Here is a 14,400-nt window from a genome sequence, read left to right on the forward strand (position 1 = left end):
TGTCGGCACCCCGTCATGGATCGGGGTTCGGCGGCGGCTTGTCAACGCTTGCGGCCTCCGTGAACCGTGCCCGCAGCACGTCGCGCGCGGTCCCGATGGCGCGGGGCAGCGGTTCGCCGCGCGCCAGTGCCACCGCGATGGCGCTGGCCAGGGTGCAGCCGGTGCCACGCAGGGAGGCGGGATAACGGGGACCGGAATAGCAATGCGGACCGCGCCGCGCCGCATAAAGCCGGTCCTCGCAATCTGCCGTTTCGGCATGGCCGCCCTTGACCAGAACCGCCGCGCAGCCCCGATCCCGCAGGGTCTGCACCTGCGCGGCCTCCAGTCCCGGCGTGGTCAGGGCCTGCAATTCCGGCAGGTTCGGTGTCAGCAGTGTGACGCGCGGCAGCAGCAGGCGCAGCAGGGCGGCGACGCCCTGCGGGTCCAGCAGTGGGTGGCCTGAACTGGAGGCCAGCACCGGGTCCAATACCACTGGCGCCTGCGGCAGGGCCGCCGCCACCGCTTCGACAATGGCGGCACTGGCCAGCATGCCCATTTTCACCGCATCTACCCGGCCCGCCGCGCGGATCTGTGCTGCGACGGTTTCAGGCGGCACCGGATGGCTTGCCAGCACCCCGGCATCGGTCTGGGCGGTGACGGCGGTGACGGCGATGCAGGCATGAGCACCCATGCCGGTGGCGGTGGCAATGTCGCGCGCCAGCCCGGCGCCGCCGCCGGAATCGCTGCCGCCGATGCACAGGACGCGCGGCCTCATGGCCCGACCGCGCAGATGGCAACATCGGCATGTCCCCGGTCGGCCAGCGCGCGTGCCGACCGCCATGCCCTGAGCCCGCTGGCGCAAAGGAAGACAACCCGGCGGTCTTGGGGCACGGTCACGGGGGCTTCCTGACTGCGCAGGTCGATACTCAGATCCCCGGGGCGGATCATGCCGGGGGCAATGACCCTGGGGCTGGGCGGCGGGTCTGCGGCCCCGTCGAAGCGGAACTGTGCCACCCGCCATTCCGCGAAATCGACGCTGAGCATCAGGCCAAGCGGTGACGGCCTGTGTCCCAGCAGCACCGAAAGCGCCATCTGGGCCTGCATGGCACCCAGCGTCGCCACGGCAGGGCCCATCACCCCGGCGGTGGCACAGGTGGCGGCGCGGGGCGGCGGGTCGGGGAAGACGGCGCGCAGGCCGGGCGCCGGGCCACAGAAACCGCCGACATAGCCCTGTCGCCCCAGAACCGAGGCGCTGACGAGCGGTTTGCCCGCCGCGCGGCACAGGTCCGACAGCGCGTAGCTGGTGGCGAAATTATCGGCCGCGTCCAGCACGAGATCGGCCGCCGCTATCAACCCGGGCGTGGTTTCCGGGTCCAGCCGGGCCAGGACGGGCCGCGCCTCACAATCGGGGTTCAGCGCTGCCAGATGCCGCACGGCGGCCTCGGCTTTCGGCGCGCCGATATCGGTCATACGGTACAGGGTCTGGCGGTGGAGATTGTGTTCCTCCACCCGGTCGGGATCGCAGATCACCAGATGCCCGACGCCCGCACCCGCCAGCAGTGGCAGGAGGGCGGACCCCAGTCCGCCCGCCCCGGCGACCAGAACCCGTGCCTGCGCCAGCCGCGCCTGACCCCCGGCGCCCACCTCGGGCAGGCAGCTTTGCCGGATGTAGCGGTTCATTGCCGATACCTTTCGGTCGCCGTGATCCAGTCGCGGCAGCGCGCCTCGGGGTCTTTGGCCTGGGCGATGTCAGTCACCACGGCGGCACTGGCGGCGCCTGCGGCGAACAGGCCGGGCAGGCGTTCGGGCACCAGCCCGCCGATTCCGACCAGCGGCACATCGCCCGCCCGCCGCGCCCATTCCGCCACACGGTCCAGCCCCTGTGGCCCCCATTTCATTTTCTTCAGCAAGGTGGGCCAGACCGGACCCAGAGCAACATAGGCCGGTTCAGCGGCCAGGGCGCGGTCGAGTTCGGCGGGATCATGGGTCGAAAGGCCATAGCGCACCCCGGCGCGATGCAGGGCCGGAAAATCGGCACTGTCCATATCCTCTTGCCCCAGATGGACAAAATCACAGCCCAGCGACAGCGCGATCTGCCAGTGATCGTTGATCACAAGCTGGGTGCCATGGGCAGCACAGCAGGCTTTCGCGCGCAGGATCTGGGCGCGCAGATCCGGCTCCGGCCGGTCTTTCACGCGCAGTTGCACCAGTCGCACCCCCAGTGGCACCAGCCTCTCCAGCAGCCCGACATCGCCCACGATCAGGTAAAAGGGGTCGGGCCGTATCATGCCAGCACCGCCTGACCGAAAACCGGAGTGGAGGCGACCGCCATGTCGCGCCGGGGCATCAGCCCGGCCCTGTAGGCCAGCCGTCCGGCGCTGACCGCCTGCCCGAAAGCGCGGGCCATTTCCACCGGGTCCAGCGCGCGGGCGACGGCGGTGTTCAGAAGCACCGCGTCAAAACCCATCTCCATCGCCGCCATGGCCTGCGAAGGCGCGCCGATCCCCGCATCAATCACCAGCGGCACTTCGGGGAAATGCGCCCGCATCGTGCGCAGCGCCTCGACATGCCGCAGCCCCTGGCCCGAGCCGATGGGTGCCCCCCAGGGCATCAGCACGCGGCATCCGGCCTCCAGCAGACGTTCGCCCACGATCAGATCCTCGGTCGTGTAGGGAAAGACCCTGAAGCCCTCGGCGCAAAGCACCCGCGCCGCCTCGACCAGCGCGAAGGGATCGGGTTGCAGCGTATCGGCATGGCCGATGACCTCCAGCTTGATCCAGTCGGTGCCGAACAGTTCGCGCGCCATATGGGCGGTGGTGATCGCTTCGCGTGCGGTGTGGCACCCGGCGGTATTGGGCAGGATGCGACAGCCGCTGTCGCGCAGGATCTGGCGGAAGGCGCCGCCGCCTTGCCCCTCGCGCCGCAGCGAGACGGTGATGACCCCGGCCCCCGATGCTGCGATGGCGTCGCGCAGGATGGCGGGCGAGGGGTATTGCGCGGTGCCCAGCATCAGGCGGCCGGGCAGGTCGATGCCATAGAACATGACTCAGCCCCCCTGCATCGGGGCCAGAACCTCGATCCTGGCGCCGGGGTGAAGGCTGGTTGCCGCCCGCGCCGGTCGGGGGACGAACTGCCCGTCCAGCGCGGTGGCAACCGAGGCGGCGTCAAAGCCCTGCTCAGTGATCAGGGCGGCAAGGGTGGTGGCGCGAGTGACGACGGGGGTTCCGTTAAGGTCAATCTGCATGGGCGGGTTCCGTAGTCAGCAGGCGGGCCAGATCCATCGCCAGCGCGGGAGCCATGAGGAAACCATGGCGATACATGCCGTTGATGTGGATGTGCCCGCCGCTTTGGTGGATGGCGGGAATATTGTCGGGGAAGGCGGGGCGCAGGCCGGTGCCGGTGGCAAGGATCTGCGCCTCGGCAAAGCCGGGGTGGACGGTCCAGGCGGCGGACAGCAGCTCCATCACTGCACGGGCGGTGATCGGGCCGGGGTCGGCGCTTTCCACCATGGTGGCGCCGATCATGTAGCGGTCCTGTCCGCGCGGCACGATGTAGCAGGGAAAGCGCGGATGCAGCAGCCGCACGGTGCGCGACAGTGCGACACCGGGGGCGCTGACCTCCAGCATTTCACCTCGCACTGCGCGCAGGCCTTGCAGGGTGGCAGACATGCCGCGGCAATCAACGATGCGGCCACGGGGCGGCCCGCCCCGGAAAGCAACGCCCCGCGCGTTCAGGCCCTCGGTCAGAGAGGCCAGCGCGACGACAGGGTCCAGATGCGCTTCCTCTGCGTAAAACAGACTGCGCGTGAAGCGGCCCGTCAGATCAGGTTCCAGCGCGCCGGGATCGGCCGGTTGGTAGCCGGTGGTCGCGCGGGCGAAGCGGTCAAGCTCTGCCCCGTCGCGCGGTGCAGCCAGCACCAGCGTGCCACGCCGGACCACGCCGGGCACATGCCCCGCCCACCAGTCCACCGCCGCGCGACCGCGTGTGACCACGGTTTCCGGCGCGCTTTCACCTTCGCAGAACGGGGCGAGCATCCCGCCCGCCAGCCGCGACACCGGCGGCGGAGCGCCGGGCGGGGTGATGACCTCGACCGCCAGCCCCGCCTCGCTCAAGGCGGTGGCGGCACAAAGCCCCGCCACCCCCGCACCAAGGACCGAGATCATTCCGCAGGCTCCGCCGGAATGTAGAGCTGCCCGGCCTCGCGGAACTTCTCGGCCATCGCGGCCATGCCCTGCTGTTTTTTGGCCTCGGCGCGGATGTCGTGCGAAATCCGCATCGAACAGAACTTCGGGCCGCACATCGAACAGAAATGCGCGACCTTGTGCGCTTCGGCGGGCATGGTTTCATCATGCATCTCGCGCGCGGTATCGGGGTCGAGACCAAGATTGAACTGATCCTGCCAGCGGAACTCGAACCGCGCCCGGCTCAGTGCATCGTCGCGCCGTTGCGCCCCCGGATGGCCTTTGGCCAGATCGGCGGCATGGGCGGCCAGCTTGTAGGTGATGACCCCGGTTTTCACATCATCGCGGTCGGGCAGGCCAAGGTGTTCCTTCGGCGTGACGTAACACAGCATCGCCGTGCCGAACCAGCCGATCATCGCCGCGCCGATGGCGCTGGTGATATGGTCGTAGCCCGGCGCGATGTCGGTGGTCAGCGGCCCGAGCGTGTAGAACGGCGCCTCGTGGCAATGTTTCAGCTGCTCGTCCAGATTGGCCTTGATCTTGTGCATCGGCACATGGCCGGGGCCTTCGATCATCACCTGACAGTCCTTTGCCCAGGCGATTTTGGTCAATTCGCCCAATGTCCGCAGCTCTGCAAACTGGGCCTCGTCATTGGCATCGGCGATGGAGCCGGGGCGCAGCCCGTCGCCCAGGCTGAATGACACGTCATAGCGGCGGCAGATATCGCAGATTTCCTCGAAATGCTCGTAGAGGAAGCTTTCGCGGTGGTGATGCAGGCACCATTTCGCCATGATCGACCCGCCACGCGAAACGATCCCGGTGACCCGTTTCGCCGTCATCGGGATCATGTGCAGCCGCACGCCTGCGTGGATGGTGAAATAATCCACGCCCTGTTCCGCTTGTTCGATCAGCGTGTCGCGGAAGACCTCCCACGTCAGATCTTCGGCCACGCCGCCCACCTTCTCCAGCGCCTGATACAGCGGGACCGTGCCGATCGGCACCGGGGCGTTGCGGATGATCCAGTCGCGGATATTGTGGATATTGCGGCCTGTGGACAGGTCCATCACCGTGTCGGCGCCCCAGCGGATCGCCCAGACCATTTTTTCCACCTCCTCCTCCATCGAGGAGGTGACGGCGGAATTGCCGATATTGGCGTTGATCTTCACCCTGAAGTTGCGGCCGATGATCATCGGCTCCAACTCGCGGTGATTGATATTGGCAGGGATGATGGCGCGGCCCGCAGCGATTTCGGCGCGCACAAATTCGGGCGTCACCAGATCGGGCAGCGTGGCGCCGAAGCTTGCACCGTCGCGCGTGACGGCGGCGCTGCGCCCCTCGTTCTCGCGCAGGGCGACGAATTCCATCTCGGGCGTGATGATGCCCGCGCGGGCATAGGCAAGCTGCGTGACCGCCCGGTCGCCCGTGGCGCGCAGGGGCGCACGCTGCACGGGGAAGGCGGGCGTCAGCCGCGCGCCGGTGGCAAAGCCGTTGTCGGCTTCCGTCACCGCGCGGCCCGTGTAGCTTTCCACATCGCCACGCGCCTGCAACCAGCCACCGCGCACATCGGGCAGGCCCTGCGCAATGTCGATCTGCGCCGCCGGATCGGTATAGGGGCCGGAGCTGTCATAGACGGTCAGCGGTGCCTCGTTGGAAATGCCGATCTCGCGCAGCGGCACGCGGATGTCATGCGTCGCGCCGGTGACATAGACCTTGCGCGAGGCGGGCAGGGCGCCGGTGGTGATGGCGGGGATCGTGTCTTTCATTGTGGTCTCCTCTTGCGATGAGACCCAAGTGAAACAGTCGGCAGAAAGGGACCACATGGCCCCGGCTGCGCCGAATGGGCCATAGCGGCCCGAAAGGACCGCCCCCGGATGTGCGAGGAATGCGGAAATACCCTTCGGTCTTCCTACGCCAGTGTCAACTGGGTCAGGTTCAAAGGGTCGCGTCACCGGGGTCCGAGCGGATCGGAACCCCTGTCAGCCTCTCAGTCCCCTTGGCGGGACTCCCCTGACGTCCGGGCATCATCGGGGCCTCGGGCGGCGCTGTCAACCGCGAAACGCCGGGGTGTCTTTTTCGTCTGCCGCCGCCTTGCCGCTGGCCGAATGCGGTGCAGCGGGTATAAGGAAACCACGATGGATGATCCGACCGAAGACCTGACCGAACAACTGGAACGCGCGCGGGTCGCGTGGTTCTATTTCATGGGCGGGCTGACCCAGCAGGAAATCGCCGCCCGCATGAACATGACGCGGCTGCGCGTCAACAAGATCATCGGGCAGGTGCGCGAGGATGGTGCGGTGCGCATCGACGTGACGCTGCCGCTGACCGACTGCATCGCGCTGGCCGAGGCGGTGACCGCGCGTTACGGGCTGGCCGAGGCGGTGGTGGTGCCCGATGTGCCGGATTATCTGGAACAGAAGCGGGTGATCGGCGAGGCGGCGGGGGCCATGGCCGGGGCGCTGGTGGAAGGGCGTGATCTGGGAATCGGTGTTGCCACCGGGCGCACGCTCAGTTTCGCGGTGCGCCGGCTGCATGCAAGGCCACATCCCGACAGCTGGGTTGTCGGGCTGACCGGCGGGGTCACGCGGTCTTCGGGCACCAATACATTCGAGGTCGCCACCAGTTTCGCCCGCAGTCTGGGGGTGGAATGCCATTACCTGACCGCGCCGCTGTACTGCGCCTCGCCGGAAAGTCGCGAGACGCTGTTGCTGATCGACGAGCTGACCGATGTTCTGGCCCGCACCGAAATTGCGGATCTGGGTATCACCTCCTGCGGGTCGCTGGCCGAGGATGCGACGCTGACGCAGATCCGCGTGGTGAAGGATCATCTGGACGACGTGCTGAAACGTGGTGCTGTGGGCGAGTTTCTGGGCTGTTTTCTGGATGCGCAGGGCCGGCCGGTCGATCATTTCCTGAATGAATCGATCATCGCGCTCAGTCCCGACAAGCTGAAGCTGAAGCCGATGTCCATGCTGGTATCAGGCGGGATCGAGAAGGTTCAGATCATCCGCGCCATCCTGCGCGGCGGCTATGTGAACCGTCTGGTCACGAATGAAGCCGTGGCCCGCGCGCTCATGGCGGGGCCACGGTGAGGGCTCAGGCGGTGGCCTGCGCCTCGGCCATGGCGGCGGCCATGGCGCGCAGGATCACGAAGGTCGAGGCGGCGCCGGGGTCGATATGGCCCTTAGAGCGCGCGCCCAGCTTGGCGGAACGCCCACGCCGCGATTCCAGACCGGCGGTGGCCTTCATGCCCGCCTCGGCGCCATCGCGGGCGGCCTCGATCACTGCAAGTTCGGCACCCGTGGCCAAGGCCTCCTGCGCGCGGGCCACGGCGGGCACCCAGGCGTCGATCATGGTCTTGTCGCCCGGTTCGGCCCGGCCCCGGTCGCGCACGCCTTGCAGCGCGGCGGCAAGCCAGGCTGCCAGCGCGCCCGCGTCAAGGTTCTGCCGGTCGCTGACCGCCGCGCCTGCCCGCAGGAACGCGGTGGCGTAAAGCGGGCCTGAGGAAGCACCCACCGCATCCAGAAACGCCTTGGCCATGCGCTTGCAACTGCCTTCGATGGTTTCGTCGCCGGGGGCGTTTTCCAGCGCGCCCTGCACGGCCTTCCAGCCGATTTCCATGGTGACACCATGGTCGCCGTCTCCGATCACCCCGTCCAGTTCCGATAGCCAGTCGCGGGCGGCGATGATCTCGTCCCCCGCGCGCTGCATCATGGCGCGGAACAGCAGGGGCGTGATCGCGCCATCGCGGATCAGCGCGACCGTCGGGGCGCTGCGGGCGGCAGGTTCGGCCCCCGTAACGGTCTTGCGGACAGACCGCGCCGTGCTGGCGGCGGTGCCCTCAATGGCGCCGACCGTCACCGCCGGGGTGCGGCAAGGGTGGTCCAGCAGTGCGGCAAGTTCATCATCCAGCCGCATCAAGGTAATCGAGGCACCCGCCATCTCCAGCGAGGTCGCATATTCCCCGACCCAGGAGCGGTAGATCGTGATGCCACGCGCATCCAGCACCTGCCTGAGTCGGGCAAAGAGGATGTAAAGCTCGACCAGTGAGGTCGAACCCAGCCCGTTCACCAGCACTGCCACCCGGTCGCCCCGCGCTGGCGCCATCTCGGACAGGATCGCCTCCAACAGCGTATCGGTCACCTGATCGGCCGGGGCCAGCTTGTCGCGGCGGATGCCCGGCTCGCCATGCAGACCCATGCCGATTTCCATTTCGTCATCGCCGATCTCGAAATTCGGCTTGCCGGTCTGCGGCAGTGAACAGGCCCCCAGTGCCACGCCCATCGACAGGGTGGCGTCATTGGCCTTGCGCGCCAGCGCCTCGACCCGCGCCAGTGGCTCGCCCAGATCGGCGGCAGCCCCGGCCACCTTGAAGACAAAGAAATCGCCCGCGATGCCCCGCCGTTCCCCGCGCCGTTCAACCGGGGCCGAGGCCACGTCATCGGCCACCTGCACCTGCCGGACCGGGGTGCCTGCGGCAGCAAGTTCTTCCGCCGCCATGGTGAAGTTCATCACATCGCCGGTGTAATTGCCGTAAAGCAGCAGCACACCCGCCCCGCCATCGGCGGCACGCGCCGCATCGAGGATCTGTTCGGGCGAGGGCGAGGCAAAGATATTGCCCACCGCCGCCGCATCGGCGAGCCCGCGCCCGACATAGCCTGCGAAGGCCGGTTCATGCCCCGAGCCGCCGCCGACCACTACGCCGACCTTGCCGTCGCGCGGCCCGTCCACCGCGACCACGGCGCGGCCGGTGGGGCCTTCGACCGTCAGCATGTCGGGATGGGCGGCGACCATGCCCGCGATCAGCTGGGGGATGATGTCTTCCGGCGCGTTGATGAGTTTCTTGGTCTTAGTCATGGGAATATCCACTTCGTCAGGTCAGGCGCCGTCGCGGCGAAGATAGCGGCGCGACAGGGCGTCGAACGAGATCGCCAGAACCACGATCACGCCGGATACCACGCCCTGCCAATAGGGCGACACGCCAAAAAGCACGATGATGTTTTCGATGATGGCGATGATCCCCGCCCCGAAGATCGCCCCCAGCGGCGAGCCTACCCCGCCGGTGGTGGCAACCCCGCCGATCACGGCGGCAGCGATGGGGGCCAGCACCCAGGTCTGCCCGATGGAGGGTTGCGCCGTGCCCAGCCGCGCCACCATCAGCAGCCCGGCCAGTGCCGACAACATCCCCGCCAGCGTAAAGACCAGCAGACGGATGCGGTCCACCCGGATGCCCAGCATGCGGGCGGCAGCAGGGTTGTTGCCGATGGCATACATATACCGGCCCATCGGCGTCTTCAGCGACAGAAACAGCGCGATGGCCAGCACCGCCAGCATGATCAGGAAGGGCACGGGCACGCCGAGAAGATCGCCCCGGCCAAGGAACTGGATCTCTGCCGGAATGCCGGTGATCGCGACGCCCTTGGTCAGCACGAGGATGGCGCCGCCATAGATGCCCGCCGTGCCAATGGTCAGCACCAGCGAATGCAACCCCAGCACGGTGACCAGCAGGCCGTTCAGGAAACCCAGCGCAAGGCCAAGGCACAGGGCGAGGATCAGCGCCATGGGCGCGGGCAATCCCGCCTGCACCATCAGCATGCCGGAGACCACGCCGCACAGGCCGCCAATGGTGCCCAGCGACAGGTCAAGCTCACCCAGGATCATCAGCGAAGATTGCGCGATGGTGACCAGCCCCACGAAGGCAAGGCCCCGCGCGATGACCGACATGTTGTAACCGGACAGGAAATATGGGGAAATCACCGCCGAGATGGCGAAGATCGCCACAAGCGCCACGAAAACCCCGGCCAGCGGGTTGCGCATCAGGAGTGTCAGCGCCGGGGGGCGGCGCGTCTGTGCGGAGTGTTCAGTCGACATGAGAAGCCTCTGCGTCTTCGGGGGCGGACCCGCCAGCCCCCGTGCCGGTGGCGAAGATCGCCCCGACGAGTGTTTCGGTCTCGGTGCTGGCGGCATCGAAGCTGCCGGTCAGGCGGCCGCCATGCATGGTGATGATGCGGCTGGCACAGCGGCGCAGCTCGGTCATTTCCGAGGAGATGAGGATGATCCCCACGCCCTCCTCGGCCAGCCGCTTCATGATGCGGTAGATTTCGGCCTTGGTGCGGATGTCGATGCCCTTGGTCGGTTCATCGAAGATCAGGATGTGCGGCGTCGTGGCCATGGCGCGGCCGATGATGGCCTTCTGCTGATTGCCGCCCGACAGGGTGGCGATGCGCTGTCCGGGGCCGGAGGCGCGGATGCCGTAATCACCGATCACGCGGGCGACGATACCGCGTTCCTTGCCGCTGTCGATGCCGGTGGCGCCGGTGGTCAGCGACAGGACCGAAAGGCCGATGTTCTCGCGCAGCGACAGCAGCGGGAAGATGCCATGCGCCTTGCGCTCTTCCGACAGATACAGCATCCCGCCCGCGACCGAGGCGGCGGTGTCATTCAGCCGCCAGTCGCGGCCTTCCACCCGGACACGGCCGCCGCTGGCCTTGCGGTAGCCGAAGATCGTCTGCATCAGTTCGGATCTTCCGGCGCCGACAAGGCCCGCGAAACCCAGGATCTCGCCCCGTTTCAGCGTGAAGCTGACATCGCGGAACAGTGGGCCGGACAGGTTGTCGACCTGCATGATTGTATCGGTGACCGGGCCATCGGGGCGGAAATGTTCGTCGATCGCTACCTCGCGGCCCGACATGGCGCGGATCAGCGCCGCTTCGTCAATTTCGTCTACCCGGCCTGCATCGACCTTCCGGCCATTGCGCAGCACCGTATAATCCTGCCCGATCCCGAACACTTCCTCCATCTTGTGCGAGATGAAGATGATCGCATGATCGCGGTCCAGAAAGCCGCGGATCACCCTGAACACCCGCTCCACCTCGCGCGCGGTCAGGGCCGAAGTCGGCTCGTCGAGGATCAGCACCTTCATGTCACGGTTGGTCGAGGCGCGGGCGATCTGCAACAATTGCTGATCGGGGACCGAGATATGGCGCACCATATCGGATGGTTTCGCCTCGATCCCGAACCGATCCAGATACTCCTGCGCTTCCGCCTCCATCCGGCGGCGGTTCACCAGCCCGCCATGGCCGGTGCGGTCAAACGGCATGAACAGGTTTTCTGCCACGCTGACATCGGGGAACAGCGACAGTTCCTGCGGCACATAGGCGATCTTGCGGAACAGGTCGGGGTGATCCAGCGGGTTTTGCCCGTCGATGGCGATGCTGCCGCGTGTGGCGCGATCCGCCCCGGTCAGGATCTTCACAAGCGTTGATTTTCCGGCGCCATTCTCGCCCGCAAGAATATGCGTGCGGCCCAGTTCAACTGACAGATCGACACCGTCAAGCGCGGTCACGCCCGGAAAATCACGGCCGAGGCCGCGTGCTTCGAGATAGGCCATGTCTCCTCCCACGGCTGGTGTGCGGCCGGCGGGTTGCCGGCCGCGCGTGGCTCAGTTGCCCAGATTGTCCTTGGTGAGGAAGGCGTTCCCGGTATCCAGATAGCCCGGAACCGGCGCGCCGGTCGCCTGTGCCCAGAGCAGCATGACCGACCAGTAGCCTTGCAGTTCCGGCTGCGAGGCCGAGGAACTGTCGGCCACGCCAGACCGGATCATGTCGAGCATCTCGGGCAGGTTATCCAGACCGACCAGCGTGACCTGACCCTGCTTCCCGGCCTCGACAATGGCCTGACCGATGCCGATGGGACCGGCGGCATCCGAGGCGACCCAGCCCTTGAGATTGGGGTTCGCCTGCATGATGGCAGCGGCCTGCTGTTGCGCCGTCTCGATGCTGTCATTGTCGATGCCTTCAGCCACGACCTTGATGCCCGGATGTTCGGCAAAGACCTCGCGGTGGCATTCGGCACGGATCGAGTGGTTCGGCGCGGTCGGCACGCCCATCATGATGGCGACCTCGCCCTCACCGCCCAGCACCTCGACCAGACGGCGCGCGGCGATCTTGGCCTGCTCGCAGAAATCCGAGCCGATATAGGGGATCTGCGTCCCCTCGGGCGGCACCGAGTCGAAGATCACCAGCGGGATGTCCTGCCCCTGCGCGGCTTCCAGCGAGCCGCGGTTGCCTGCCGGGTCCAGCAGGTCAATGGCGATGCCGTCGGGACGGGTGGAGATGGCGCTTTCCACGATCTGCACCTGTTGCACGACATCGGCGGTCTGCGGTGCGGAATAGACGATCTCGACGTCAGCGCCGGTCTGCGCCTTCAGGGCGGCGGCGGCCATCTGCGCACCGTCGTTCACCTTGTCGAACCAGGGGTGAACCACCTTCGGGACGATCAGGAAACGGTAGCTGTCTTTCTTGGTGGTGCCCGCAGCATCCTGCGCGGCGGCGGCAATCGGCATGGCAAGGGCCACACCGGCCAGCATGGCGGCCAGTTTCTTCATGGTATTCCTCCCAGATTGTAAGCCCGGCGCGGGCAATCCTGCTGTCGGCGCGCGGTTCCTCCCTGACGCCTCAAGACTTAATACATATGTATTTTTAAAATTACAAGTATATCCGGCGTGCGATTGCATCTGTCGGCGCCCTGCGGCAGGCGCATGCGAAAAGGCCCCGCACGACCGTCAGGTCGCCGGGGCCGGAAGTGCCGCGCGCATCAGTCAGGGCAGGGGCCGGTTCACCGGATCGGGCAGTCTGCGATCAGACGCCGACATCGGGGCCCGCACAGGCCAGCGGGGTCTTGCTTTGCTCGACCTCGGTCAGTTCCGTGCCGTCGGGATCACCGGCAAAGCGGGCTTTCAGCCTGCCGCCCTCCTGCCAGAAGGCCCAGCACTGAGGATCGGACTCGCTTTCATAGACAAAGCAGATCTGGCTCTCGGCCTCGTACCAGTGGCCCTCCTGGCATTCCTGCGCGGTAAAGGCCCAGCGGACACGGCGGTTCGGCAGATATTGCTCGGTCCCGAAGATCGTGCCGCCCTGCGCATAGGTCAGTGTCTTGCCGGTGGCATAGGCCTCGAATTCTGTCGCCGTCATTGGCGTTTGCGCGGCGGCAGCAAGCGGCGGCAGAAGCAGGGCCAGCGCAAGCACAGGGGCGGGGCGGGAGGGCAGCAGCATGGGGGACTCCGGGTTGCGGATTTGGGGCAGGGTGACAGAGCGGCGCGTCAGGCGCCAGTCACGCCCGCTTGATCGTCATGCGTTGGCGCTGCCTGCCAGTGCGCCAGACGGGGCTTCATCATCCGCCGCCAGCGGCGCGGCATCAGCGCGATGGCCCCGCAAACCGGCAGCGAATACGGAAGCCACGGTGCTTCGTCCGGCTCGGGCAGTCGCAGCGCGGGATAGGGACGCGCGGGATGGGCATGATGATCGGAATGGCGCGGTGCGTTCAGCATGACGCCCGATGAAAACCAGTGCGGGGCATTCCAGCTATGGCGTGGCCCCACCGGCTCCGGCCGGCCATCGGGCAGCAGGCGGCGGCGCAGGCCGTAATGCTGGACATAATCCGACAGCATCAGTTGCGCGGTGGCGTAACCTGCAAGCAGCAGCCAGACAAAAAGCCCGGCCCAGCCCGCCAGAACGGCGCCCAGCCCGAGGCAGGCAAGACCGCCCGCGACATAGATCACATAGGGGTTGAGCCCAGCCGTCTGTTTCCACCGCGCGGTTTCGGCGCGCAGACCGGCGCGGAAGCTGCCGAAATAGGCGCGTGGCAGGAATTGGTAGAAACTCTCGTCGTCGCGGGCCGAGTTCGGATCTTCCGGTGTCGCGACATGCCGGTGATGCACCAGCCGGTGTGCCGAGGTGTGATGCCCATTCAGCAGGGTGACATAAACTGCCATTCCCAGCCGGAACAGCCGCCGGTCGCCGCGATGGATCAGTTCGTGCGCGGCGGGGTTCGAGACCTGACCGAACAACTGGCCGAACCCCAGAAACAGTACCATCCGCGCCCAGAGCGGTAATCCGCTGTCGCCCGCAATCGCCCAGACCGCCAGCGGAAAGGCCAGAAGATGCGCGGTACCGATCAGGGCCAGCAGGCGATCGGCGGCGGGAAACTCCGCTCCTTCCGGCGCATCCGGGGCGACCCAGGGGATCAGCCGGTCCAGAAGTGCGGTCAGCCCCGCCATATAGCCCAGCCCCAGCCAGACCCAACCGCCTCCGGCCCAGACCCCGAGGCCCAGCAGAAGGAAGGGGGTGGTCGCGGCGGTGGCGAACAGCGCCATGCGCGGCAGCGGAAGGAAACGGGGGGGTACCTGCATCATGGCGCCACCTTAGCACGCGGCCGGGCCGGGCAAAGCCCCCCGCACTGCGAC

General features: G+C 67.2%; 14 protein-coding genes. 1 reads left to right on the top strand and 13 read right to left on the bottom strand.

What is annotated here, in order from left to right; translation table 11 throughout:
- Positions 1 to 13: 13 nt before the first annotated feature.
- The 7 genes from IE126_RS06175 to thiC are packed head-to-tail and all read right to left on the bottom strand — an operon-like array spanning position 14 to position 5,923.
- Complete coding sequence (locus IE126_RS06175) at positions 14 to 754, bottom strand: bifunctional hydroxymethylpyrimidine kinase/phosphomethylpyrimidine kinase (RefSeq protein WP_189380476.1); 741 nt, start codon at positions 752 to 754, stop codon at positions 14 to 16.
- Positions 751 to 1,659, bottom strand: coding sequence for a HesA/MoeB/ThiF family protein (locus IE126_RS06180; protein WP_189380477.1), 909 nt, complete (start codon positions 1,657 to 1,659; stop codon positions 751 to 753). Before IE126_RS06180 ends, IE126_RS06175 begins: the two co-directional genes overlap by 4 nt.
- Positions 1,656 to 2,267 (bottom strand): thiamine phosphate synthase, encoded by a 612-nt coding sequence (locus tag IE126_RS06185; protein WP_189380478.1) that lies wholly within the window; start codon positions 2,265 to 2,267, stop codon positions 1,656 to 1,658. Before IE126_RS06185 ends, IE126_RS06180 begins: the two co-directional genes overlap by 4 nt.
- A complete protein-coding gene (locus tag IE126_RS06190) occupies positions 2,264 to 3,022 on the bottom strand; it encodes a thiazole synthase (protein WP_054301669.1) in 759 nt (252 codons plus the stop codon). The genes IE126_RS06185 and IE126_RS06190 overlap by 4 nt, the downstream gene beginning before the upstream one ends.
- Before the next feature lie 3 nt (positions 3,023 to 3,025).
- The gene (gene thiS / locus IE126_RS06195; RefSeq protein ID WP_054301670.1) at positions 3,026 to 3,223 is read right to left on the bottom strand and encodes a sulfur carrier protein ThiS; all 198 of its coding nucleotides are present in this window, start codon (positions 3,221 to 3,223) and stop codon (positions 3,026 to 3,028) included.
- The gene (locus IE126_RS06200) at positions 3,213 to 4,142 is read right to left on the bottom strand and encodes an FAD-dependent oxidoreductase (RefSeq protein WP_189380479.1); all 930 of its coding nucleotides are present in this window, start codon (positions 4,140 to 4,142) and stop codon (positions 3,213 to 3,215) included. Before IE126_RS06200 ends, thiS begins: the two co-directional genes overlap by 11 nt.
- Entirely contained in the window at positions 4,139 to 5,923 is a 1,785-nt protein-coding gene (gene thiC / locus IE126_RS06205; RefSeq protein ID WP_189380480.1) for a phosphomethylpyrimidine synthase ThiC, read from the bottom strand. The genes IE126_RS06200 and thiC overlap by 4 nt, the downstream gene beginning before the upstream one ends.
- Before the next feature lie 369 nt (positions 5,924 to 6,292).
- Between thiC and IE126_RS06210 the strand changes: the two genes are divergently transcribed.
- Positions 6,293 to 7,249, top strand: coding sequence for a sugar-binding transcriptional regulator (locus IE126_RS06210; RefSeq protein ID WP_082400734.1), 957 nt, complete (start codon positions 6,293 to 6,295; stop codon positions 7,247 to 7,249).
- Between the two features lie 4 nt (positions 7,250 to 7,253).
- Here IE126_RS06210 and dhaL read toward each other — a convergent pair whose 3' ends face one another.
- The 6 genes from dhaL to IE126_RS06240 all read right to left on the bottom strand — a co-directional run bounded on the left by dhaL (position 7,254) and on the right by IE126_RS06240 (position 14,349).
- Entirely contained in the window at positions 7,254 to 9,014 is a 1,761-nt protein-coding gene (dhaL, locus tag IE126_RS06215) for a dihydroxyacetone kinase subunit DhaL (protein ID WP_189380481.1), read from the bottom strand.
- Positions 9,015 to 9,035: 21 nt separating this feature from the next.
- Positions 9,036 to 10,028, bottom strand: coding sequence for an ABC transporter permease (locus IE126_RS06220; protein ID WP_054301674.1), 993 nt, complete (start codon positions 10,026 to 10,028; stop codon positions 9,036 to 9,038).
- Positions 10,018 to 11,547 (bottom strand): sugar ABC transporter ATP-binding protein, encoded by a 1,530-nt coding sequence (locus IE126_RS06225; RefSeq protein ID WP_054301675.1) that lies wholly within the window; start codon positions 11,545 to 11,547, stop codon positions 10,018 to 10,020. Before IE126_RS06225 ends, IE126_RS06220 begins: the two co-directional genes overlap by 11 nt.
- A gap of 51 nt (positions 11,548 to 11,598) precedes the next feature.
- A complete protein-coding gene (locus tag IE126_RS06230; protein ID WP_189380482.1) occupies positions 11,599 to 12,543 on the bottom strand; it encodes a substrate-binding domain-containing protein in 945 nt (314 codons plus the stop codon).
- A 253-nt stretch (positions 12,544 to 12,796) separates the two neighbouring features.
- Complete coding sequence (locus IE126_RS06235; protein WP_189380483.1) at positions 12,797 to 13,210, bottom strand: hypothetical protein; 414 nt, start codon at positions 13,208 to 13,210, stop codon at positions 12,797 to 12,799.
- 47 nt (positions 13,211 to 13,257) lie between these two features.
- Positions 13,258 to 14,349 carry an alkane 1-monooxygenase gene (locus IE126_RS06240; protein WP_229825270.1) on the bottom strand — a complete coding sequence of 364 codons (1,092 nt, stop codon included), beginning with the start codon at positions 14,347 to 14,349 and terminating at the stop codon, positions 13,258 to 13,260.
- Positions 14,350 to 14,400: the final 51 nt, after the last annotated feature.

The organism is Gemmobacter nanjingensis (assembly GCF_014652195.1).
Lineage (GTDB): Bacteria > Pseudomonadota > Alphaproteobacteria > Rhodobacterales > Rhodobacteraceae > Gemmobacter > Gemmobacter caeni.